The 22,141-nt window shown below is 30.1% G+C and carries 23 protein-coding genes and 1 pseudogene; 17 read left to right on the plus strand and 7 right to left on the minus strand.

Features of this window, described 5'->3' with window-relative positions:
- From Q1A15_RS20530 to Q1A15_RS20545, 4 genes and pseudogenes are all read left to right on the plus strand, one after another.
- Positions 1-831, plus strand: a pseudogene (locus Q1A15_RS20530) (hypothetical protein); the annotation flags it as partial.
- Between the two features lie 13 nt (positions 832-844).
- Complete coding sequence (locus tag Q1A15_RS20535) at positions 845-2,512, plus strand: glycoside hydrolase family 16 protein (RefSeq protein ID WP_299628253.1); 1,668 nt, start codon at positions 845-847, stop codon at positions 2,510-2,512.
- Positions 2,513-2,579: 67 nt separating this feature from the next.
- Entirely contained in the window at positions 2,580-4,841 is a 2,262-nt protein-coding gene (gene bglX / locus Q1A15_RS20540; protein ID WP_299628255.1) for a beta-glucosidase BglX, read from the plus strand.
- A 2-nt stretch (positions 4,842-4,843) separates the two neighbouring features.
- Positions 4,844-5,614 carry a glycoside hydrolase family 16 protein gene (locus tag Q1A15_RS20545; protein ID WP_299628257.1) on the plus strand — a complete coding sequence of 257 codons (771 nt, stop codon included), beginning with the start codon at positions 4,844-4,846 and terminating at the stop codon, positions 5,612-5,614.
- Between the two features lie 70 nt (positions 5,615-5,684).
- Here the strand turns inward: Q1A15_RS20545 and Q1A15_RS20550 are convergent, their stop codons facing one another.
- Entirely contained in the window at positions 5,685-6,569 is an 885-nt protein-coding gene (locus Q1A15_RS20550; protein WP_299628259.1) for an AraC family transcriptional regulator, read from the minus strand.
- A gap of 159 nt (positions 6,570-6,728) precedes the next feature.
- On the opposite strand from Q1A15_RS20550, the gene Q1A15_RS20555 reads away from it, so the two are divergent.
- Entirely contained in the window at positions 6,729-7,790 is a 1,062-nt protein-coding gene (locus Q1A15_RS20555) for an L-dopachrome tautomerase-related protein (RefSeq protein WP_299628261.1), read from the plus strand.
- Positions 7,791-7,807: 17 nt separating this feature from the next.
- A complete protein-coding gene (locus tag Q1A15_RS20560) occupies positions 7,808-8,662 on the plus strand; it encodes a DUF4437 domain-containing protein (protein WP_299628263.1) in 855 nt (284 codons plus the stop codon).
- Between the two features lie 339 nt (positions 8,663-9,001).
- Here Q1A15_RS20560 and Q1A15_RS20565 read toward each other — a convergent pair whose 3' ends face one another.
- The 3 genes from Q1A15_RS20565 to Q1A15_RS20575 are packed head-to-tail and all read right to left on the minus strand — an operon-like array spanning position 9,002 to position 10,845.
- Positions 9,002-10,237, minus strand: coding sequence for an FAD-dependent oxidoreductase (locus Q1A15_RS20565; RefSeq protein WP_299628265.1), 1,236 nt, complete (start codon positions 10,235-10,237; stop codon positions 9,002-9,004).
- A gap of 24 nt (positions 10,238-10,261) precedes the next feature.
- Entirely contained in the window at positions 10,262-10,669 is a 408-nt protein-coding gene (locus tag Q1A15_RS20570) for a DUF2452 domain-containing protein (protein ID WP_299628267.1), read from the minus strand.
- A gap of 2 nt (positions 10,670-10,671) precedes the next feature.
- Positions 10,672-10,845 carry a Lacal_2735 family protein gene (locus Q1A15_RS20575; RefSeq protein WP_299628269.1) on the minus strand — a complete coding sequence of 58 codons (174 nt, stop codon included), beginning with the start codon at positions 10,843-10,845 and terminating at the stop codon, positions 10,672-10,674.
- A 178-nt stretch (positions 10,846-11,023) separates the two neighbouring features.
- Here Q1A15_RS20575 and Q1A15_RS20580 point away from each other — a divergent pair, with 178 nt between their 5' ends.
- The 11 genes from Q1A15_RS20580 to Q1A15_RS20630 all read left to right on the plus strand — a co-directional run bounded on the left by Q1A15_RS20580 (position 11,024) and on the right by Q1A15_RS20630 (position 19,301).
- On the plus strand, positions 11,024-11,245 hold the full coding sequence (locus tag Q1A15_RS20580) for a hypothetical protein (RefSeq protein ID WP_299628271.1): 222 nt from the start codon (positions 11,024-11,026) through the stop codon (positions 11,243-11,245).
- Between the two features lie 189 nt (positions 11,246-11,434).
- Positions 11,435-11,821 carry a hypothetical protein gene (locus Q1A15_RS20585; RefSeq protein ID WP_299628273.1) on the plus strand — a complete coding sequence of 129 codons (387 nt, stop codon included), beginning with the start codon at positions 11,435-11,437 and terminating at the stop codon, positions 11,819-11,821.
- A gap of 12 nt (positions 11,822-11,833) precedes the next feature.
- The gene (locus Q1A15_RS20590; RefSeq protein WP_299628274.1) at positions 11,834-12,217 is read left to right on the plus strand and encodes a DUF3592 domain-containing protein; all 384 of its coding nucleotides are present in this window, start codon (positions 11,834-11,836) and stop codon (positions 12,215-12,217) included.
- A 2-nt stretch (positions 12,218-12,219) separates the two neighbouring features.
- Positions 12,220-12,849: a DUF1266 domain-containing protein gene (locus Q1A15_RS20595; RefSeq protein WP_299628276.1), complete on the plus strand. Its 630-nt coding sequence runs from the start codon at positions 12,220-12,222 to the stop codon at positions 12,847-12,849.
- Positions 12,850-12,879: 30 nt separating this feature from the next.
- Complete coding sequence (locus Q1A15_RS20600; RefSeq protein WP_299628278.1) at positions 12,880-13,440, plus strand: hypothetical protein; 561 nt, start codon at positions 12,880-12,882, stop codon at positions 13,438-13,440.
- A 28-nt stretch (positions 13,441-13,468) separates the two neighbouring features.
- Complete coding sequence (locus Q1A15_RS20605; RefSeq protein ID WP_299628280.1) at positions 13,469-14,002, plus strand: hypothetical protein; 534 nt, start codon at positions 13,469-13,471, stop codon at positions 14,000-14,002.
- A gap of 16 nt (positions 14,003-14,018) precedes the next feature.
- Positions 14,019-14,444: a hypothetical protein gene (locus tag Q1A15_RS20610; protein WP_299628282.1), complete on the plus strand. Its 426-nt coding sequence runs from the start codon at positions 14,019-14,021 to the stop codon at positions 14,442-14,444.
- A gap of 119 nt (positions 14,445-14,563) precedes the next feature.
- Positions 14,564-15,553, plus strand: coding sequence for a hypothetical protein (locus Q1A15_RS20615; RefSeq protein WP_299628284.1), 990 nt, complete (start codon positions 14,564-14,566; stop codon positions 15,551-15,553).
- The gene (locus Q1A15_RS20620; RefSeq protein ID WP_299628286.1) at positions 15,553-17,883 is read left to right on the plus strand and encodes a hypothetical protein; all 2,331 of its coding nucleotides are present in this window, start codon (positions 15,553-15,555) and stop codon (positions 17,881-17,883) included. Before Q1A15_RS20615 ends, Q1A15_RS20620 begins: the two co-directional genes overlap by 1 nt.
- A gap of 108 nt (positions 17,884-17,991) precedes the next feature.
- Entirely contained in the window at positions 17,992-18,711 is a 720-nt protein-coding gene (locus Q1A15_RS20625; protein ID WP_299628288.1) for a hypothetical protein, read from the plus strand.
- Positions 18,712-18,722: 11 nt separating this feature from the next.
- A complete protein-coding gene (locus Q1A15_RS20630) occupies positions 18,723-19,301 on the plus strand; it encodes a CHAP domain-containing protein (protein ID WP_299628290.1) in 579 nt (192 codons plus the stop codon).
- Between the two features lies 1 nt (position 19,302).
- Here the strand turns inward: Q1A15_RS20630 and Q1A15_RS20635 are convergent, their stop codons facing one another.
- The 3 genes from Q1A15_RS20635 to Q1A15_RS20645 are packed head-to-tail and all read right to left on the minus strand — an operon-like array spanning position 19,303 to position 22,140.
- Positions 19,303-20,136, minus strand: a complete 834-nt coding sequence (locus tag Q1A15_RS20635) for a hypothetical protein (RefSeq protein ID WP_299628292.1) — start codon at positions 20,134-20,136, stop codon at positions 19,303-19,305.
- Positions 20,136-21,419 carry a right-handed parallel beta-helix repeat-containing protein gene (locus Q1A15_RS20640; protein WP_299628294.1) on the minus strand — a complete coding sequence of 428 codons (1,284 nt, stop codon included), beginning with the start codon at positions 21,417-21,419 and terminating at the stop codon, positions 20,136-20,138. The genes Q1A15_RS20635 and Q1A15_RS20640 overlap by 1 nt, the downstream gene beginning before the upstream one ends.
- Positions 21,385-22,140, minus strand: a complete 756-nt coding sequence (locus Q1A15_RS20645) for a hypothetical protein (RefSeq protein WP_299628296.1) — start codon at positions 22,138-22,140, stop codon at positions 21,385-21,387. Before Q1A15_RS20645 ends, Q1A15_RS20640 begins: the two co-directional genes overlap by 35 nt.
- Between the last annotated feature and the right edge of the window lies 1 nt (position 22,141).

Genomic DNA, 22,141 nt, shown 5'->3' on the forward strand with positions numbered 1-22,141 from the left:
AGTGGAATCAATACTACTGCTAATGTTGCACGATTAACAAAAGGTAACGGATCAGAAGTTTGGGCAGGAGGATTCTTCGAAGTTCCTTCTCCATTAGATTTAACAACTTTCTCTAAGGTAAGTGTTAAAACCTGGTCGCCAAAACAAGGTATTACGGTTCGTTTGAAGTTGGAAACATCAGATCCAGCTTTATTCCATGAACTTGATTTAACCACAGGAGTTGCCAATGCATGGGAAGAATTAGTTTATGATTTCAGTGGCGCACCAGATTATGATTATACCAAAGTAGTAATCTTCTTTGATTTTGGAAATAGAGGAGATGGCAGTGAGTATTATTATGATGAAATCACTTTGGTTAATGATGCTGGAGGAGTTGCACCATCAGTATTCCAAGATTTTGAAGGCACAGCACCAGCATTCACAAGTTTTGGAGGCGCAGGCGTTGAAGTTATTACCAATCCAGATATGAGCGGAATAAACACAACGGCCAATGTTGCTAGATTAATTAAAGGCAATAATTCAGAAGTTTGGGCAGGCGGCTTTTTCGAAGTTCCTTCTCCATTAGATTTAGATACGTATTCAAAAATTAGTGTGAAAACTTGGTCACCGAAACAAGGTATTACGGTTCGTTTTAAATTAGAAACATCAGATCCAGCTTTATTCCACGAAGTTGATTTAACTACAGGAGTAGCCAATGCATGGGAAGAGTTAGTTTATGATTTTAGTGGAGCTCCAGATTATGATTATACCAAAGTAGTAATCTTCTTTGATTTTGGAAATAGAGGAGACGATAGTGCGTATTACTATGATGAATTAACATTAACGAATTAAACTAATGAAAGCAATGAAAATACAGAGATATATACAGTTAGGATTATTACTATTAAGTTTAGTATTGCTTCATAGTTGTGAGGAGAATACCTACGAATTTGGTGATATTGTAACACCAAGTAACATCAATATAGTAGCAGAGATTATTGGTCAAGATGCTACAAATCCGAACGGAGATGGAAGTGGAGTTGTAAACTTTACAGCCACGGCAGACGATGCTTTATCGTTCAAGTTTATTTACAACGGATCAGAAGCTACCAAACCCGATGGAAAGATTACTTATAACTTCAGTGAACTGGGCGTAAACACGTACACAGTTTCTGTAGTTGCTATAGGAACAGGAGGAGTAAGTTCAAGTAAAACGATACAAGTAGATGTATTGGCATTATACTCAGCCCCAGATGATTTAAAACAAATGTTATACGGATTCGATCCAGCAAATCCAGATGCAGTAACATCAAAAACATGGAGAATTAAATCAGAAGTGAATGCACATTTTGGAGTTGGACCACCAGAAGAAACTTCTCCAATTTGGTTTGCAGCTCCACCGGGAGATAAAGCAAGTACAGGAATGTACGATGATCGTTATGTATTTAATTCAGATGGAACATTTAAAATAATTACAAATTCAGTAAATGACGATCCTGCAGAAGATCCATCAGGAACTATTTTTGGTCAAGCCGGACCATTAGATCAAGATTTCGGAGATCAGGGGTTAACACCAAATGGAAATAACGAGCATGAGAATTATGCGAAAGATGATTTTACAGGAAATTGGAGTTTAACTGCACCAGTAGGTCAAGAAACATTAAGTTTAACGAATAACGGCTTCTTCGGTTTTTATGTAGGTGATAATGGAACATTCTCAATTTTAAGTAGATCAGCAACAGAAATGAATGTTAAAATTATAGGAAACGATGGTTTAAGTTGGTTCTTTATTTTAACTACAGAAGAGCCTGAAACTACTGCACCTTCGATGTTCGATACCTTAATTTGGGAAGATGATTTTAATACAAATGGTTCACCAGATCCAACAAAATGGACTTACGATATTGGTACAGGCACCAATGGTTGGGGAAATAACGAAGTACAATATTATACGAATAGAACAGATAATGCAGTTGTAGAAAACGGAAATTTAGTAATCACTGCAAAACGTGAGAGCTTTTCTGGAAGTAATTATACATCTGCAAGATTAAAAACACAGGGATTATTCGATTTTAAGTATGGTAGAGTAGAAGTTAGAGCAAAGTTGCCAGAAGGAGCAGGTACATGGCCTGCAATTTGGATGCTAGGCTCTAATTTCCCTACTGTAGGTTGGCCATTTTCTGGTGAAATAGATATAATGGAGCAAACTGGAGCTGATAAAAATACGGTTCTTGCTACGTGTCATTGGCAAGATACAGCAAGTAATACCAAAGCAGATTTTACTCAAACTACTGCAATAACAAATGGAACATCAGAATTTCATATATATAGTTTAGAATGGACAGATACTAGTATTAGTATATTTTTAGATGGCGTAAAGTATTACGAGTTAGCTAATACATCGGCATTACCATTCAACGAGAATTTCTTTTTGATCTTAAATGTAGCTATGGGAGGAACTTTAGGTGGCTCTATAGATTCAAGTTTCTCTGAAGCTACAATGGAAATTGATTACGTAAGAGTATATCAATAGTGTAAATTAGTTTGATTAATTCAAAGAGGTTAAATTAGTAATGTTTAACCTCTTTTAAAATTTAAATATGAAAAATTATATCCTATTAATATTGGTTTGCATTGCACTTGTCAATTGTAAAAGTGAATCTAAATCAAATGATGTAGCTAAAAGTACTATTGATAAAAAAGTAGATTCTTTATTAAATCTGATGACTTTGGAAGAAAAAATTGGACAAATGAATCAGTACAATGGTTTTTGGGATGTTACTGGTCCTGTTCCAAGTGAAGGAGATGCAGCTAAAAAATATGAACATTTACGTAAAGGTTGGGTTGGTTCAATGCTAAATGTAAGAGGAGTAGAAAATGTTCGAAAAGTTCAAAAAGTAGCAGTTGAAGAAAGTCGATTAGGAATTCCTTTAATTATCGGTTTTGATGTAATTCATGGATATGAAACTCAAAGTCCAATTCCAATTGCAGAAGCGGCGAGTTGGGATTTAAAAGCGATACAAAAATCTGCACAAATGGCTGCAAAAGAAGCAGCAGCAGCGGGAATTAATTGGACTTTCGCTCCAATGGTAGATGTTTCTAGAGACGCAAGATGGGGAAGAGTTATGGAAGGCGCTGGAGAGGATGTGTTTTTAGGTAGTAAAATAGCAGTGGCTAGAGTAGAAGGATTTCAAGGTAAAGATTTATCAAATGAAGAAACATTATCGGCTTGTGCAAAACATTTCGCAGCTTATGGATTTGCCGAATCAGGTAAAGATTATAATACTGCAGATATTGGTATATCTACTTTGTATAATACAGTTTTACCTCCGTTTAAAGCAGCTAAAAATGCTGGAGTAAGAACGTTTATGAATTCTTTTAATGAACTTAACGGAATACCTGCAACTGGTGATAAATTTTTACAGAGAGATATTTTAAAAGGAGAATGGGCTTTTGATGGTTTTGTTGTTTCAGATTGGGGTTCTATCATGGAAATGATGGATCACGGTTATGCAAGTGATAAAAAACATGCTGCAGCTTTAGCAGCAAACGCAGGTTCAGATATGGATATGGAATCATACGCTTATGTAAATGAGTTGTCTGGTTTGGTTAAAGAAGGAATAGTTTCTGAAGAAGTAATTAACGATGCTGCTAGAAGAATTTTAAAAGTAAAGTTCGAATTAGGTTTATTCGAAAATCCATATAAATACTGCGATGAAAAGCGTGAGAAAGAAGTTATAGGAAGTAAAGAAATGCATGATGCAGCTTTAGATATGGCAAAAAAATCTATTGTGTTATTAAAGAATGAAAATAACTTACTTCCGCTAGAAAAATCAGGAAAGAAAATAGCTTTAATTGGTGCTTTAGCTTCAGATAAAAATAGTCCATTAGGTAGTTGGAGATTAGCAGCAAAAGATAATTCTGCAATTTCTGTATTAGAAGGAATGCAAAAATATCCTGATAATGAATTAACCTATGCAGAAGGTGCAGCAGTAGTTTATGGAGCTACAAATTTTGTTCATGAAGTTAACGTAAATACGAAAGACACCTCTAAATTTAAAGAAGCAATACAAACGGCTAAAAATGCCGATGTTGTTGTTATGGTTTTAGGTGAAGTAGGGTTTCAAAGTGGTGAAGCCAGAAGTAGCGCTAATTTAGGTTTACCTGGTGTTCAACAAGAACTATTAGAAGCTATTTATAATGTAAACAAGAATATAGTTTTAGTTTTAAATAATGGAAGACCTTTAACAATTACGTGGGCAGATAATCATGTTCCTGCAATAGTAGAAGCGTGGCAATTAGGTTCACAAGCAGGAAATGCAATTGCTGAAATTTTATATGGGGATTATAATCCTAGCGGAAAATTACCAATGACATTTCCAAGATCAGTTGGTCAAGTTCCAATTTATTACAATCCAAAAAATACAGGAAGACCAGGACCAAAGAAGGAAGTGTTTTGGTCACATTATCAAGATGAATCAAATGCACCTTTGTATCCATTCGGACATGGGCTGAGTTATACAACTTTTAACTATTCAAATTTAAAAGTATCTGCTGCTTCTAATGAAGTTAAAGTTTCTGTCACAGTAACTAATACAGGTAAAGTAGTTGGAAAAGAGGTTGTACAATTGTATATTAGAGATATAATAGCAAGTGTAACTAGACCGGTAAAAGAATTAAAAGGTTTCGAATTAATATCTTTAAAACCATCAGAATCTAAAGAAATTACATTTACACTTACAGAAAAAGAATTAGGATTCTTCAACAATCAAGGAAAGTATATTGTAGAACCAGGAGAATTTAAAGTATTCGTGGGGGGAAGTTCAGTGACATCATTAGAAACAATTTTTCAATATCAATAAAAATGAAAACCCCAATATTATTAACCGCCTTATTGATACTTCTGTTATCATGTGAAACTAAAAAAGAAACTGAAAAACTCATTTTTCATCAAGATTTTAATGCTCAAAAGTTAGACACTTCACTTTGGAATTTTGATCTTGGAAATGGCTGTCCTAATCTCTGTGGATGGGGAAACAACGAACGTCAGTTATATACCAAAGAAAATGTGAGTGTAAAAGACGGAAAATTAGTTATTAAAGCTACGAAACAAGATTCCTCATATTTCTCGGGTAAGATTCATACAAAATCAAAATTTGAATTTACTTACGGAACAATTGAAGTTAAAGCTAAACTTCCTCAAGGTCACGGATTATGGCCAGCAATCTGGATGTTAGGTCATGATATTGACAAAAATACTTGGCCAGCTTGTGGAGAAATAGATATTATGGAGTATGTAGGTAAAGAACCTCACACAATTTATACTTCTTTACACAATAGTTCTAGCTACGGAAATACGATAAACTCTAAAAAAACGACAAAGAAAAACATAGAAGAAGGCTTTCATGTTTATAAAACTGAATGGTCTAAAGATGCGATTGTTTTTTATATCGATGGAGAAAAAGTATATACGTATTCTCCTAATGAAAAAGATGAGAAAAATTGGCCTTACGATAAACCATTCTATCTGATTTTAAACTTAGCAATAGGAGGTAATTTTGGAGGCCCAGAAGTAGATGATAATATTTTTCCGCAAGAATTTATCATCGATTATATCAAAGTATATTCATTATAAGTTAATAGTTAATTTGTTTTTTTCTGAAAAGATTGCCTTGTAAAGGCAATCTTTTTTATTTGAAAAAGAGCTAACCATTACAAGTTGCACGTTTCATTAACATATATTCACCATTAGTTTTAAATTCTTTAATGGTAACACCTGTATAGCGTTTGAAAGTTTTAGATAAATGACTAACATCAGAAAAATCTAGATCGCTAGCAATTTCAGTAAGTGTAAAATCAGAGTTAAGTAATCGAATTTCTACAAGTCTTAGTTTCGCTTTTATAATGTATTCTCGTAACGATATTTTCACCTGTTTTTTAAAAAACTCACTTACATAAGTGGGCGACATTGAAAAAACATGAGCTAAATTTTCAATCTTTAACAACTCAGAATTATCAATATGTTCGTTAATATAAATCAGCATTTTAGTAATTCTTTCATCAGTATTATTCTGAGCAATTTCAAAAAAGTCACCTTTCTTAATATTACGAATTAATATTTCTAAAATACTAGTCATTAAACTTTTGATGAGTGATAAAGCATTGTTATGTTGCTGTTTCGATTCTTCTAAAATCATCATCAGTAAATTTTCTAGGTAGTTTCTGTCAACTTCATTTTTAATAATATCTCCAGGAAGTTGATTGTAATTAGAAAGTATATAGGCAGCTTCTTTAAACCAAGCATTTCTATCGATAGATGTTTTACTAATGTTTTTAAAAAATGCATCGGTAAATTTTAAGAAGATAAACTCAGAAGGAGATTCGATATCAAACTTATGACATTTCAACGGCGGAAGTAAAAAAATACTACCTGCTTTATATTCATAATCATTGTAATCAATACACTGCGTTCCTTTTCCTTTTTTTACAAAAACCAGTTCAAAAAAATTGTTTTTAACAGGTCTTGGTCTCCATTCAGAAAGATTTAGTTTTTGTATTTCAAAAGGTTTATCTACTTCTAATACTTGCATTTTATATGTATTTGCTAGTAAATTTAGGTAAAATCCTTATAATTTTCATACGTTAAATACTGTTAAACCTTCAAAAGTACAAAAAAGACCATTTTAAATACCTGAATTTGTACAACAGTCGAATTTAAATTTGCATTCTAATCAAAAGAAGAAACTAAAATGAGAAGAATATTTGTAATCATTATCACTATCGTATTAGCTATTTCGTGCAAAAATAAAGCTGTTAAAACAGAGCAAGAAGTTAAAAAAGAACCAGTAGTAGAAAAAAAAGCTACTATACCTGTAGTTGAAACTGTCTTTTCAAGTCAAGATATTAGACCGTGTAATATTGCAATGGATACTCAGAAAAATGTTTATGTAAGTATAAATCCTTTAACACCTTCAAACACGAAAGTTTTTAAACTGAATATTGATGGAGCAAATACTGGTGAACCTTATCCGAATGATGATCTTGTAACTGGAAAAGAATCACATATAAAAGCTATTATTGGAATAAAAACAGATAGCAAGGGGAATTTATGGATGTTAGATATGGCGAACAAACAATTTTTAGTTTGGAATACAGGAAATAATGCTTTAGAAAAGACATTGAAAATACCAGCAGATGTAACTATTGAAACTAGTTTTTTACAAGATTTTGTGATTGATGAAAAACACAATAGAGTAATTATTGCTGATATGACTCAAGGGGATTTAAAAAGTGCACCTTTGCCAGCATTTATTGTTATAAACATAGAAACAGGAGAAGCGAAAAGAATGGCCCAAGGTCACCAATCAATGTTACCAGAAATTGAAGGCGGATTTGCTTTAAATCCGATAGCTATAGATCCAAGTTACAATTACATTTATTTTGGAGCCCTAAACGGAAGAACAATTTACAGAGTTCCTACACAAAGTTTTGAAAGTGATGCACAATTAAGGCAAACAATTGAAAAGTTTGGAGAAAAGTCATTTAGTGATGGTATTGCTGTTGATGCGAATGAAAATGTTTATGTCACAAATATTGAGAAAAACGAAATAGGTATCTTTAACAAAGAAAACGGATTTAAAACATTAGCTAAACTACCAGAAAATCAATCTTGGCCAGATGGTTTGCATGTAGCTAATGATGGATATTTATACGGAACAGTAGATCAATTGAATAGAACAGCAGCACTTAATAACGGAAAAGACGAAAGTACAGGACCGTATTTAGTGGTAAGAACAAAATTGAGTAAATAAATCAGTAATTAGTAAGCATGTTGAATAAAAGTATTGTATGTATTGGAATTCTTCTTTTAATCTTTTCTTGTAAACAACAGGAAAAAATAGAAGTTGAACAAGTTGAGGAGGAAATTGCAAATCCCACGAATAAAGTAAAATTAAGTAGTGAAATTGTCTGGGAAAAGTTAAATCCAGCAAGAGGAGATAAAAGTCCACAAGCAGGAACAGTTTGGGGAGATAGAAAAAGGAAAGTTTCAACAGGATTTTTAGCAAAGTTTGTTGATGGTTTTTCATCTCCACCTCATATTCATAACGTAACTTATAGAGCTGTAGTTATTAAAGGAGAAATCCATAACGACGATCCTGAAGCTGAAAATATGTGGATGAAACCTGGAAGCTTTTGGACACAACCTGAAGGAGAATCTCATATTACTTCTGCAAGAGGAAAAGAAAACATCGCTTATGTAGAAATAGATCACGGTCCGTATTTAGTTCGTCCTATCGATAAAGCCTTTGATAATGGAGAACGACCAGTAAATATTGATGTTTCTAATATTATTTGGTTAGCTAATAACGAAACAAATATAATATCATCTAATAGTAACGCTAAAATTAGTTTCTTATGGAAAAGTAACAAAGCCGATAATTTACAAGGTTTGTTTGTGAAATTTCCTAAAGGATTTAAAGGTGCTTTAAAAAGTGATGGAACTATTTTTCATTCCATTGTTGTTTCTGGTGAATTAGATTATGAATTGCCAAAAGAAAAAACAATTAAGAAGCTCGATATTGGAAGTTATTTTACTTCTGAAGGAAAATCTATACACAACATCACTTCAGAAAATGGAGCTGTTGTATATATAAGAACTAATGGAAAAATAAAAATAGATTAACTGTTTGATATATATGCTTTAAAAACGAAAAAGTCTCTTGTAAAAGAGGCTTTTTTTCGTTTTTAAATTCATTCGACTACAGCTTGCTTCTGTTCGTCGATAATCTGCTTTATTATGTCTAATATTCAGAATTGTAGGTGGAGTTTGTTAGTACTTTTGCCCCGGTTTTTTTGACCAACAAAGTATTCCCCCAACAACTGAGTCACACTAATAATGTGTGGCTTTTTTTTTGTCCTTTAGTGACTTTATAATTTGTATAGGGTCTAATAATTATAATCATTACTATTGGGGGATATGTAATGCTTATTACCAAAAATAGCCTCGATTAAGAGGTTATTTTTATTTTATTTCTTCTAAAATTGTTTTAGCTGCAAATTCACCAGAATACATGGCGGCATTTAAAGAACCATTCATGAGATAATCACCGGCGATAAAAACATGATCGTTAATTTTGATTTTTTCTTTTGAAACTTCGTTAGTAATTGAACGATTTTCAGGTAAAGCAGCAGGAATTTTATAAGCTTTTATAAACTTCAAATTTTTAATTCCGCATAAGTTTTCTAATTCTTGAACTACACTATCAACAAGTTGTAGCTCATCTAACTGATGTTCTTTTACTACTGTTACTGATAATAATTCTTTTTCAGGATTATGAATAGTAGCTAAACTTGTATGAAAGAATATATTATTTATAAGTGAACTTCTATCAGCAACTAAACCAATTAATGGCTTTTTAATAGTTCTAACAGGAGTTTCAAAATATAATGTTGTACAAGATTTCCAATTGATTTGCTGCGGTAAGTTTACCATAGAAGTTGGATTCGTAGCTATAATTGTATAGTCACTTTCTATGGTTTCATCATTTGAAAGCGTTATTGTACGATCTGTAATACTTTTTACTTTAGTATTGTAAATGAATGTTGTAGACTTTAAATTATCTTTTAATTGACTAGGAATTGCTTTCATTCCTGCTTTAGGAATTGCGGCATAACCAGTACCAAACATTTTATACACGAATTCAAACATTCTGCTTGATGTCTCTAATTGATCTTCTAAAAAGATTCCAGAAAAGAAAGGTAAAAAGAAGTTAAGTATTGCTTCGTCTGAAAAACCAAAACTAGACAAGTAATCAATAGTTGTAGTTTCTTTTGCTGAAAAAATCTCAGCTATAGTTTTTCGTTTTAGTGTGTTATTAAGTTTAAAGACTTTTAATTTATCTCTTAAAGTTAGAGCACTTGAAAATATGGTAGAAAATAAAAAAGAGCTATCGCGTAAAGGATCTCCTATATATTGTGTTTTCTTGTTTTTATAAATTACAGCTCCAGGTAAAATTTGTTGTAAATTTAGTTTAGTGTAATCAAGATATTTTTGAGCTAGAGGATAGGATGTAAGTAAAACTTGAAATCCGTGATCTAATTGATAATGATCTACATAATCGGTTTTTACTTTTCCGCCTTCTTCTCCTGTAGCTTCTATAATTGTTGGAGAATATCCATGTTGTTCTAAAACTGTAGCTGCTACAAGTCCGCTAACACCTGCACCAATAATATGAATTGTTGGATTTTCTTTACTCATAATAGGTATATGTTTTTACAAAAATTACTCAGAAACTTTTTCCCAAGTTTGATCTGCATTTAATAGAAAACTTCCAACAAAGTTGAAATTACATTGGTCTGGAGCAATAAGCGATAAAAAATGATTCCCCTTTTTATTGATGTATAAGTGATATGTTTGTCCGACTATAGGTTCGAAAGAAAAATCAGCATTAAGAATTAAATTGTTATACTCAAATTCTTCCATCATTTCAGCATAAGCAGCTTTTAATTCTTCATATTTAGTTTTAATCTTATGATTTACCTTGGTACTTACTCTATTTTTCCAATCTGTATTATCATCTATGGTAATTTTTGGAGCACCAACAGAAGTAGAGTATGGCTTTAAAGCAGCATCGTACGATTCTGTTTCGTAGTTATACACTACATAATCTGGCTTTTTCTCTTTTTCCATAATTATTGTTGTTTGTCTAAAGATTCAATTTGTTTTAATATTTGATCTGCTTCAAAAGCTTTTTCATCGCTTAATTTACGATTTACTGTAGACAGTTTATAAGACTCTTCAAGAAGTTTTTTATAACGTTCTTCTAACTTTTGCTTTTGCGATTTTGATTTAAAGAAACTAAACATATGGAATATTATTAGATTACAAAGATAAGTTTTGTTTAAGTAAAACTGAAAAATAATAAACAAAATATTTACAGACTTCTTTTCTATTTAAAACCATTCGAAGTTATAAATTATAGGATTTTATTAACAATTTTTTCAAAATGTTTAACTATATTTGATAAAGATTAAACAAAAAATTATGGATATAGTAAATCAAGCATTAGCGTTCGAACAGGCCAAAATGAAAAACATGTCTACTAGTGACAGAGTTGTGGCTTCTAGAGAAGCAAAAAGATTAGTGTTAGCATTGAATGAAATCTATAAGAAATCAAAAGATGCTAACCTAATGGATATTATGAAAAGAATAACTGTTAAAAAAAGAAGGATAGAATCTCGTTTAAAAGGTAAACCGTTGTTATAATAATAAATTCTAGTCTTTTTTCTAGTTCATTACTTGAAGTAAAAGCTAACCTATTTTAAAATAGGTTAGCTTTTTTGTTTCAATGCATTAAACGAATATTAATTCTATAAAGTCGAATATTGATTTACAGAACAAAATCGTGTATGTTGAATATATATTTGAGGTATTAAACCAAAAATAGTATTCACAATGAAAAAAATTATAACAATTAAAGAAGAGTTAAACTCTTTAGAAAAATTGCAAAGCTTCATTAGTAAATCTTCAGAATATGATTCAAATATTCAATATGACAAATGGCAGATAAGAAAAGATGCAGATGGTAATATGCAGAAATGCATTATGGTTAAGAAAAGTGCAATGCATGGTTTAAAAGTATACTTTTTAGATCCAAAAACTATTGAAGTAAGTTATGCAATACCAAATGTGTTTTTACATGGTTGGTTTGGAAAAAGTGATAAAGCTTTTCGTAGAATAGATGAGATCATCTTAGGTAAAATTAAAGATGCAGTCTTAGTAGGTTCTCAAAAGAAAGCTTTTAATGAAATGGAGCAAATTTTTAACGGAGCTCTAGCTTAAATCGAAAAAGAAATGAAAACTTATTTATATCTGTTGTTTTTCTTTATTTCCTTTTTAGGATTCTCTCAAGAAACAATTACTTGGATAAAAACTGAGGGGACTATTCAGAAAATAGATAAAAAGAGAAGAGGAAGAACCTATGCCACAGTTACTTTTTCAACTCAAGAAGGAGAAGAAGCGAGTGCTTACATTGAACTGTTTGGCTTACCAGTTATCGGAAGTTTTAAATCTGTTGGAGATGTTATCGATATTCATTACGATAAAAACAACATAGCGATTGCAAAAAGTAATAGCGGAAAATTTATATCTCAATACGGTATGATTATATTAATTGTACTTGGAGTCATATTTTCAGCTAAGAAGATCATTGATGTCAGAAAACTTCAACAATCATAATTATGGGAGCTACGAAATTAAAAATTGCAGTATCAGAAAGTCAGAAACGACAATTAGTTTTCGGCGCTATTTTATCTTATTACAGAGGTGAAGGAATCTTAGATGTAGATCTAGTTGGAGATAACGAAGAATACATTGAAGGTTTATCAAGTTGGTGGGGAATTAATAATAGAGAAGAAGCAAAAGCTACTTTAGAAGATTTATTAACTCTTAAAAAAAGTAGCGGTTTCGATCCTTTGTTAGATCGACCAGACATTGCCTTAAATGATATTAAAAATGAAATTGCTGAAGGTTTAGGAATTCATTTTGCTGAAGTAAGTAAAGTAACATCAACTTATGCTTGGGATATAGTTCGATTAGTTGTGGTTTCTAAATATGCGTTTTGGAGTAATTATATTTCTGAAGATGAAATGTGGAGTTTCATAGCAGCAGGAACAAATAAAGCTTCAGCTTTAGGAACAGATTGGAAACAGTACACAATTTCATTTCTATTAGGAAGATGTATTCATGGATTTGATTTAGAAGATGTAATTGACGAATGTAAAGAGTTATATCATTCAAAGCAATCTGTATTGTCTTGGATTTTTAGAACAAAAAATTTAGATGTATACAAGAAGTTTTCTTTCAAATAGAAATACAACAAGCAATAAATTATTAAAAAAATGAAAAACATCGCTTACATACTAGCATTAGTTGTATTCGTGTCATGCGGAAAAGAAAAACGTTTTATAGAAAGTTCTGAAACCTTAATGGAACTTAAAAATGTATTAGCAGATAAGTTTGGTAAAGATGCTTACTACACCAGCATCTCTATTTCAAATTCTAGAACTTCATCTGGTGATATTATTAGTGTTACACAAACTGAAAATCCTGCTTCATTAAAAATGGGAGAATGGACATATCTTCAAGGGAATTGGGCGCAGAACTCAGAGGTAACGATCGAATTAAGTGGAGGTTCACCAGCTAAAGATTTTATGTTTCAGATAAACGATGAGTTAATAAAACTAGATCTTTTGGGAGAGTTGATTGAAAAGTCAAAGAAAAAAGTTAAAGAAGAGAAAAAGTTAGAAGAGGTTATTGTTGAAAGTATTTATATGAATGCTCCAAGTAATGGAGATTTTAGTACTATGGAATACTACATTACAATAAAGCCTAAAAATGGGGGAACTAGTTTCGATTTTTGGTACAAGTTAGACGGTACATTACGAAAATTTGATTACTAGGTTTTACGGATAGATTCCATCCAACGTTATGACAAAAAGAATAATCACACACCTTGTATTAGTGCTCTTCATCAGTAATGCAAATTATGCACAACTTTCGAAAAGTAAAAAAGATACTGCCATTTTACAGCAATGTAAATCTTCTGATTTAAGAGTTTTTATTTCAGATAAAAAAGGTGGAGGAACGAACATAAGGGAAAAAGCTAAAGGAAAAGTTATATTAAAATTAAAAGGTGAAGTTGATTATTACATGTTAAACGTAACCAAAGCAGAAAATGGTTGGTTTAAAGTTAGTCGTATATGGGGAGTAGAATGGGAAGCAATAGAGCTTTCAGATACTGTTGGATGGATTCATTATTCCGTAATAGGAGCATCAACAAGAAAAGAAGTAAACGTATTAAGTGTTCCTGAAAATGGGAAAATTGTAGGAAAAATAGAAGGAGAAACAAGTATCCGTATAAAAGATATGTGTGGTAATTGGGTGAAAATTCAACATAAAGAAATAGAAGGTTGGATATCTTCTGAATGGTTATGTGGAAATCCAGTTACAACTTGTCCTTAATTTAAACGAAAATAGTATGGAAAATCAAGAAGAAATTACAACACAAGAAGAAGTAAAATTCGAAATCGTAGAAAAAATACCTAAAGAAAAATTACAAGAGGTTTTAAAAATATACAGTGAATCGGCGGCGATGGAAGCCTACGTAAAACTTCCATTTTTAGGTTTTGGTGTGTTAGTATTAATACACAATATTTTTCTTGCAGGAAAAAGTTTCGATTACAGTACGTATGAGAATATAAAAAACATAGAAATATCTATTGTAGCTATTTTAGTACTTATAATAATTGTTATTGCTGTAATCGCAATGAAAAAGAATGCTTCAGTAAAAAATGAACTAAAAGAAATATCTAAACGATACGGAATTAAAAAGGAAATCGTTCAAGATGAATTTAGTGCTTTAGCAATGCATTTGTATGGAGGAAGAGGTGTTGTTTTAAAATAATTACTACCCTAAAAACTTAGAAAAAAGGAATACAATTTTAACTAAAATAAGTTCAACTGCATAAAGATGTTATTAGGTAAACCTTTATCTTAACAGCTTAAAAACTTAGAAGGTTTCATATGAAAAAGAGCATTATCTACTGTTTCCTATTTATTAGTTTATTTTCATGTAAAAAAGAGCCACATCGTATTCAGTTTTATCATTGGAAATCTAATGCGGTACTATCTTCAGTAGAAAAAGAGACATTAGAAGAACTTAAGTCTGAAAAAACATTTATGCATTATTTCGATGTTGTTTTAGAAGACGATGATATTCATCCAGTCGGAGTTATTCAAGATATCGATCCGTATTTTAAAACTAAAGAAGTAGTACCAGTTGTTTTTATTGCTAATGATGTTTTTAAAAGCTGTTATTTATATTCAATAGATTCATTTGTTGCTGATGTAGAAAAACTGATTCAACAGATTAATGAACGTTATTTCGAGAAAGAAGCAGTTGAAATTCAAATAGATTGTGATTGGACAAAAAGTACTCAAGAAAAGTATTTCAAATTTTTAGAAAAATTAAAAGAGAAGTTTACAATAAGTGCTACAATTCGATTACATCAAGTAAAATATAAAAAAGAAACAGGTATTCCGCCTGTAGATTACGGAACTTTAATGCTTTACAATGTTGGTGATTTAGGAAAATTTGAAGAGAATTCTATTTTGAGTAGCAAGATAGTACAGCAGTATATTAATGATCGATCTACATATCCACTACAACTAGATTTAGCACTTCCATTATTTTCACAAGTAGTTATAAAAAACAACGAGAACAATATTCGTTTAATTAATAGAGTTATTGAAGAAGACTTTAAAAAGGATACAATCCATTTTAAAAACGTTGGAAAAAATCAATTTAAGGTAATAAAGAAAACACTGTATAAAGGTCATTATTTATACAAAGATTTCATGATTAAATTAGAAAGGACCAATTCAGATGAAATTGTAATCTGTAATGATTTAGTAAGAAACAGTAATCTAAACATCAGAAATACGATTTTATACCATTTAGACGAAACTGAAATTCAAGAACAAAATTTTAAAAAATTACGAACTCGATTATAATGAAAAAGAGATTTACTTTAAAAAAGAAATACATCTTAACAGTAGTATTATTTTGTGTAAGCATAACTAAAGTAGCAGCAGATGCTCCAGAATATTTTTGTGGAGGTTGGTATTACGATCCAGATTCATATTACTACAACTTATTTAACCAAGAAAACATCTCTCAAAAAGCATTTTATCCGTTTCTAAGAACCGAGTTAAATCCGTTTTATACCGATCAACCATTAAAAGATTCTAAAAATATTGATGAGTGGTATGTATTTTTTGATAAAAAGTACAATAAAGAAGCACTAACAGAAACGATTTATGGAAAAGAAAACAAAGCAACGTTAATTAAAGGAAAAACAGCGAAAGAAATTTCAGCAAAAAGATACCTAGATTTTGCAAAATCGTGTGAAAAAGTTACTGTAAATAAAGAACGATATTATTGGGATTACGATGCTTTAATTAAAAAAAGAAAACAAAATGCGCCGAGCTTTATCAGTAAAGGTTTAGCATTATATAGTAAAGAAAAAAATATTGAAATAAAGTTACGCTATGCGTATCAAATTATTCGTTTGTATCGATACAATTACGAGTTTTTATCAGCAATAGAATTTTTTAATAACGAAGTAAAACCAATCGCAAAAAAGAATGAAATCTACTATTATATTTTAGATCAAATTGCTGGTTGTTATTATAAACTTAAGAATTATGAAAAAGCAGCGTACTTGTTTTTAAAAGTATTTGATAAAAGTATCGATAGAAAACGATCTTCTTTTACAAGTTATCTGTTTTGTACTTACCACAATGCAGAAGGAAAAACATTATTAAAAACAAAAGAAGAAAAAGCCAATCAGATTTTTATTACAGCGATTCGAAATTTCTCTGATACAATGCAAGATCTTGAAAAAATAACAGCTTTAGGACTAGCAGAAGATAAACAAGAATTATTAGTAATTCGTATTATCAATAACCTAGAACGTTCAATTTTAAATGTAGATTTTAGACAGTCAATTTTTCAGAAAAAAGATGAAGTAGGAGAGCAGTTAACCGATTTGCAAAACTTTGTAGAAAGAAAAGTAAGAAGTACATCGAAAAATAAAGAATTCTGGGAACTTACAGATGCTTATTTATCATTTTTAAATCAAGACTTTGAAATTGCTTCAGAAAAATTAGGATTAGTTCGTACTGAGAAGTTAACAGCACAAAAAGAAAGTTTATTAAAAATCTTTGAAGTATTTTCTTGGACTGAAATTACTGAAGAAAGAGAGATTTGGTTAGCAAAAATGTTTAAAGGTAATTCTAAAGGAATTACAATGTTAGGATCTTGTTCAGAAGATGGAAATGAAAAAAAACTGACTTGTAATTTAAGAGGAATCATTTTAGAACAAGTGAGTCATTTATACCTTAAAGAAGGAAAAATAGCTCAAGCTTATTTATTACACAATTACATATCAGGTTTACGAAGTATAACTTCTCACAAATTAGTAGATAGTGTTACTGAATTTATACAAAAGGAAGATAAAAATACTTTTGAAAAGCTTTTATTACGTCAAGAAGGAAAACAAATTTCTAAAGAATCATTACTAGCAATAGCAAATGATGCAAAGGGGTTGATGTATTTTAGAAGCGGAGATTTTAAAAAGGCACTGTCTTATTTTAATGCAAATTCTACCGAAGAAATTCCGAATACAGTTTTCAGTAATAATACGATAGAATGTTTTAATTGTCCGCCTTCAATGGTTATGGAAGATGAGGTATACAAAGCTAGTGCGTACACTTTCATTCAGAATAAGATGAATACATACGAATTACTTGAAAATTTACAAGAATTAGATCGTATGGCGAATGATGAAACTGTAAAACAATGGAAACGTAAGTTGGCTAATTATTTATTAGGAAATTACTTTTTTAACGTTTCTAATACAGGTTATTACAGAACGGTGGTTTACCCAGGTAGAAGTTATGAATACAATTATGATTTTGGTAGTGTTCGTCCTAATATTAATAATGTTTTAAATAATAAATCGACGTATAGTTTCCCAAATGGAGGATATGATAACACGTATAACGGATTAGCAAAAAAAGCTATAGCTTACTACCAAAAAACGATAGAAATGTCTACAGATAACGAGTTAAATGCACGTTGTGCTTATATGATAGCTAAATGTGAATTAAACGAGTTTTACAATGTTGAAAAAGATAATCGTTATTCAGATCATGAAGGAAGTCAACAAAAGTTTAAAAGCTCAGGATTTGATGCTTTAAAGACAAAATATCGCTCTACAAGCTTCTATGAAAAAATACGAAGTAAGTGTAGTTATTTCCGTCACTATAACAACAATTAAACGTTTGTAAATCGAATATAGTTTACAGCTTTACGAATATAAAGTGTGTGTAGTAAATTGTATGGTTTTGGATTATTTTAGAAATCTAACAGAAAAATAAGTAGCTAGATGAATTTTATAAGAAAAATTTTAGGATTAGGTCCTAAAGAACTTGTAAACAAAATACCCCGAAAGCCTTCAAGTCAAATTAAAAGATTAGCATCTCCAGAAGAGAAAATAAACGAACAAAATATTTTTCCAGTTCTGGTAACAAAAAGAACAAGAGAAGTTGAGCTAGCAGATCAAATTACTTCAGTATTTCACACTAGAGAAGGAGCATTTAATGATGTATTGATTGCTTTAGCGTCATTTGATTATCAGAATCTGAACAAAGATCAAGAAGCAGACGTTTTTCAGATAATGCCGAAAGAAGAAGATGCATTTTTACACTTTTTAGTAGAACATGCAGAAAAGAATATCGAAAAATTAGATTTTACTTTTCAAGATTGGAATCCGAGTGATGAAAAGTTTAATTTTAAAATACTTTCTGCACCGATTTCCTTTTTTACTTCAGAATTAATTATGAGTAAAAAACACATGTTGTTAGCTCATAAATTATTGAACAGTAAAGAACTGTTTGTGTCAATTCCTAGAAGAGGACTCATTTTTATTTGTGATAAAAACTTAAATGAAGAAGATTATATGACGTTTTTGAATATGCATGCCTATTTAGTTTTAAAGGAAGATGAGAAAACTGAATTGTTATGTGAAGATGTTTTCGTGTTAGAAAATGGAGAAATTACAAATGTTTTAGAAATGCATCAATTGTCAGAAATACTTCAGAAATAAATTAAAATGCTATGAAAAAGTTAATGATCATTGCCGGAGTTTTTACGTTCGTTTTTTTGAGTTTTAAAGCGATAAAGAAGATTAATTTTAATAGAGATCATGTTGTTGGTGAAAAAATAGATAGTTTAAATCATGTTTATGTGTTTTATAATGGAGGAGTAGATAATGTTACCGAACGAAATACAAAAGATGGTTATAATCTCGGGTTAAAATATCAATGTGTAGAGTTTGTAAAACGGTATTATTATGAACACTATAATCATAAAATGCCAGATACTTACGGACACGCAAAAAGCTTTTTTAATCCGAAAATTTCTGATGGAAACATTAATACACAAAGAAATCTTTTTCAGTTTAAAAATCCGAGTAAAGCAAAGCCTAAAATAGGCGATTTACTTGTGTTTAAAGGAAGTTTGTTAAATCGTTATGGTCATGTTGCTATTATTTCAAAAGTAAGCAGAAATCAAATTGAAATTATACAGCAAAATCCTGGTCCGTTTTCACCTTCAAGAGAACTAATAGGAATTACATTTGAAAATAACACTTGGAACATAAACAACAATAGAATTCTAGGTTGGTTACGAAAGTAAGTTATTGTTTTAATCTTTTAAAAGTGACATACTTTTCACTTGCTTCTTCTATTTTGGTGTAATAATTCATAGCATTACCATAGTTCTGAATTACAAATTCATTACTTTCAAAATTAATAGTTGTACCAATTTTGGTAGGTAGCGGTGGATCTTCTTTTTCTTCTTCACTTTCACCATCATCAATGGATCCACCAGCATATTCACTCCATTCAAAACCCTTAAAAATAATAAGGTTGTTTTGCGTGATTTCAGCAGTATTACTAAATGTTCTTTTTGGAGATGTAAATGTATAATGCAGTTGATTTTCTTTGAAGAATAATTTAAAACTCAAGTTAGAGGTTTCGTTTTTCCAATATCCTACAACAGCTCTTTCTTTAACAGGATTTCTAAAAGTTTCATTTGTGATTTTAATAGAATCTATAGTTTGTTTTATGTCAGAAAAATCATTCCAGGTTTTAACGATTACAGTTTTGTCAATCATTTCAGATTCAACTGTTAAAAAACCTTCGGCGTTATCATAAGCTACTTGCATATGATCTAAATAAAAACCATTTTTATTTACAAGACATAACCAAGTGCTGTTTTCTGTATCGTAAATACGTTCAATAATTTTTAGAGAATCACTTTTATGACTTATATAATAATTAAAATCAGTGTTGTAACTTTCAATATTAAAAAGTCCATGTTTACGCCATAAATCTTTAGGAAGTTTAGTTCTATTTAAAGGTGTATAATTTTTTATAGATTTTTCTGAAATACTAAAAATAAAACCTTTTTGATCTTGTTCTTTACAATTTAAAAGAAGGAAAACGAATAGAAGTATTGTAAGTCTCATTATTGAATTTTTTTGATAGAGGATACTTTTCTTGATGAATTAAAGGTAAATTCCCATTTTAATTTTTTTGCTTCTTGATTGTCTTCTTTTTCTGAAATAGAAAAAGAAAATGTATTTGAATTTATCATCTGAAGTTGTACAAGAGAATAATTTAAATCGTATTGTAAATCGTAAAAGTGAGAGAAGAATTTATCTTTGTTTATACTTATGTTATTAACTTTTAAATCTTTCATCAGTAAACTTTTAAATTCATTAGCTGGTTTATCAAATCTATTATAAATAGTTGGTCCATCATTTAAAATTGATACTATAAAATTGACAAAATATTCAGCATAAATTAAGTTAATATCTAAGAGTTCTTCTTTAAATTTCTGTTTAATTTCAGGTTCTTTAAAAGCATTGTCTACTTCAAAAAAACAATGATTAAACTTTGGAGAAAACTCAACAATATCAAAATTAAAACTTATCGTGTTTGAGTTATAATAACTTATATATTCTTCATGTTCTAAATAACTATAAAAATCTTCAATTGTATCATTAGAATTATACAATTTTTCACTGTCGTTACTATAAAATTCACATGAGTTAAAATGTAATTTGCTAAATTGAGTGTAAATAAGAGGATATTCTGTAAATACAGTATTGTTTTCGTAAAAGCTACATTCGTTAAAGCTAATGTTTTCAGAATGTATGGCAGATACAGCATGAAAAGCGTTACGAAATAAGTTAGATTGATTGAATTTTATATTTTCAGAATCAATCAGATAAGCTCCAATAGCTCCACTACCATTTAGATTTGTATTTTGAATAGTTACATCTTTACAAGTTTCTAAAAGAAGCACATAACCAGTGCAAGTTTCGTGAACATGATAAATTGAAAGATTATTTAAGTTTAAATTAGTACAATTTTTAAAAGATAAAATATCTTCAAACTCTTCAAAAGAGATAATATTAGTTTGTTTCTTACCACGTATAGTTAAATTTGAATATCCATCTAAAACAATTCCATTTTCCTCTATGTAATAAGACGGTTTTTGTGTTGCTTTTTTGTGGTTCAGTAGTGGAATTTTCTTTTTTACATTATCTAAGGTTAAGTTTAATGTATCTGTTTCAATAATAATTTCAGTATTACTTTGCAAAGCGTTAAAAAACTCTAGAATATCATGTACTCTTTTTACGGTTTTCTGTTGTGTAAAACCATTAAAAAAAGTCAATAGAGTTACACCAATTAGAAATAAATTTTTCAAACTATTTTCGAATAAATACACCATTACTAAATTCATATTTTATAAGATCAAACTCGCGAGTGTAAAACCCAGTATCGTCATCCATTTTAAATTGTTTAAAAGAAAACTCATTAGTTTTAGTATCGAAGTTTAAATCGATATTCTGACTACGATTACACTCTATAAAAAACATCTTTTGTTTCGGGTAGCAATTAAAACATTCTCTTATTTCAGCCTTGTTTTTTTCAAAAACACGAATTACAAAATGTTGCTTTCCACTTCCATAAGTTCCATAACCAAACAAAATGTAAAAATTATCTAGTTTTTCGAGTCTAAAATATCCAACACTTTTATCGTTTTGAGTTTTATCTAAGGCGAGAACTTTCCAGTTTTTATCAGTTTTATATCGGATATAATTCAAATATTCATGATATGATCCATTATCTAAAACATCTGTAGAAAATACTGAAAAGTCTTTAGTTGAATTTATAACTATATTATTCATAAAAGCGTAAGCCAGAGTAACACCTTTAGAAACATTTCTAAGCTTGTTTTCAAGTAAATAATAATGCGTAGTATCGGTAGTTATAAAACCTTTAGAAAGATCGGAAGCGATAGTTTTATAAAGTAAGCTATTCAAAGAATCTTTAACTTTCCAGTTATTTCTACTTTCTAAACGTTTTAAATGTAGTTTGTTAAGTTGATCAAGTGTGTTTTTTTCTTGAGCTTTTACACTCAAAGAAAGTAAAATTAATATGGAAAAGAAAATAGTTTTCATA

The organism is uncultured Tenacibaculum sp. (genome assembly GCF_947495995.1).
Classification (GTDB): Bacteria; Bacteroidota; Bacteroidia; order Flavobacteriales; family Flavobacteriaceae; genus Polaribacter.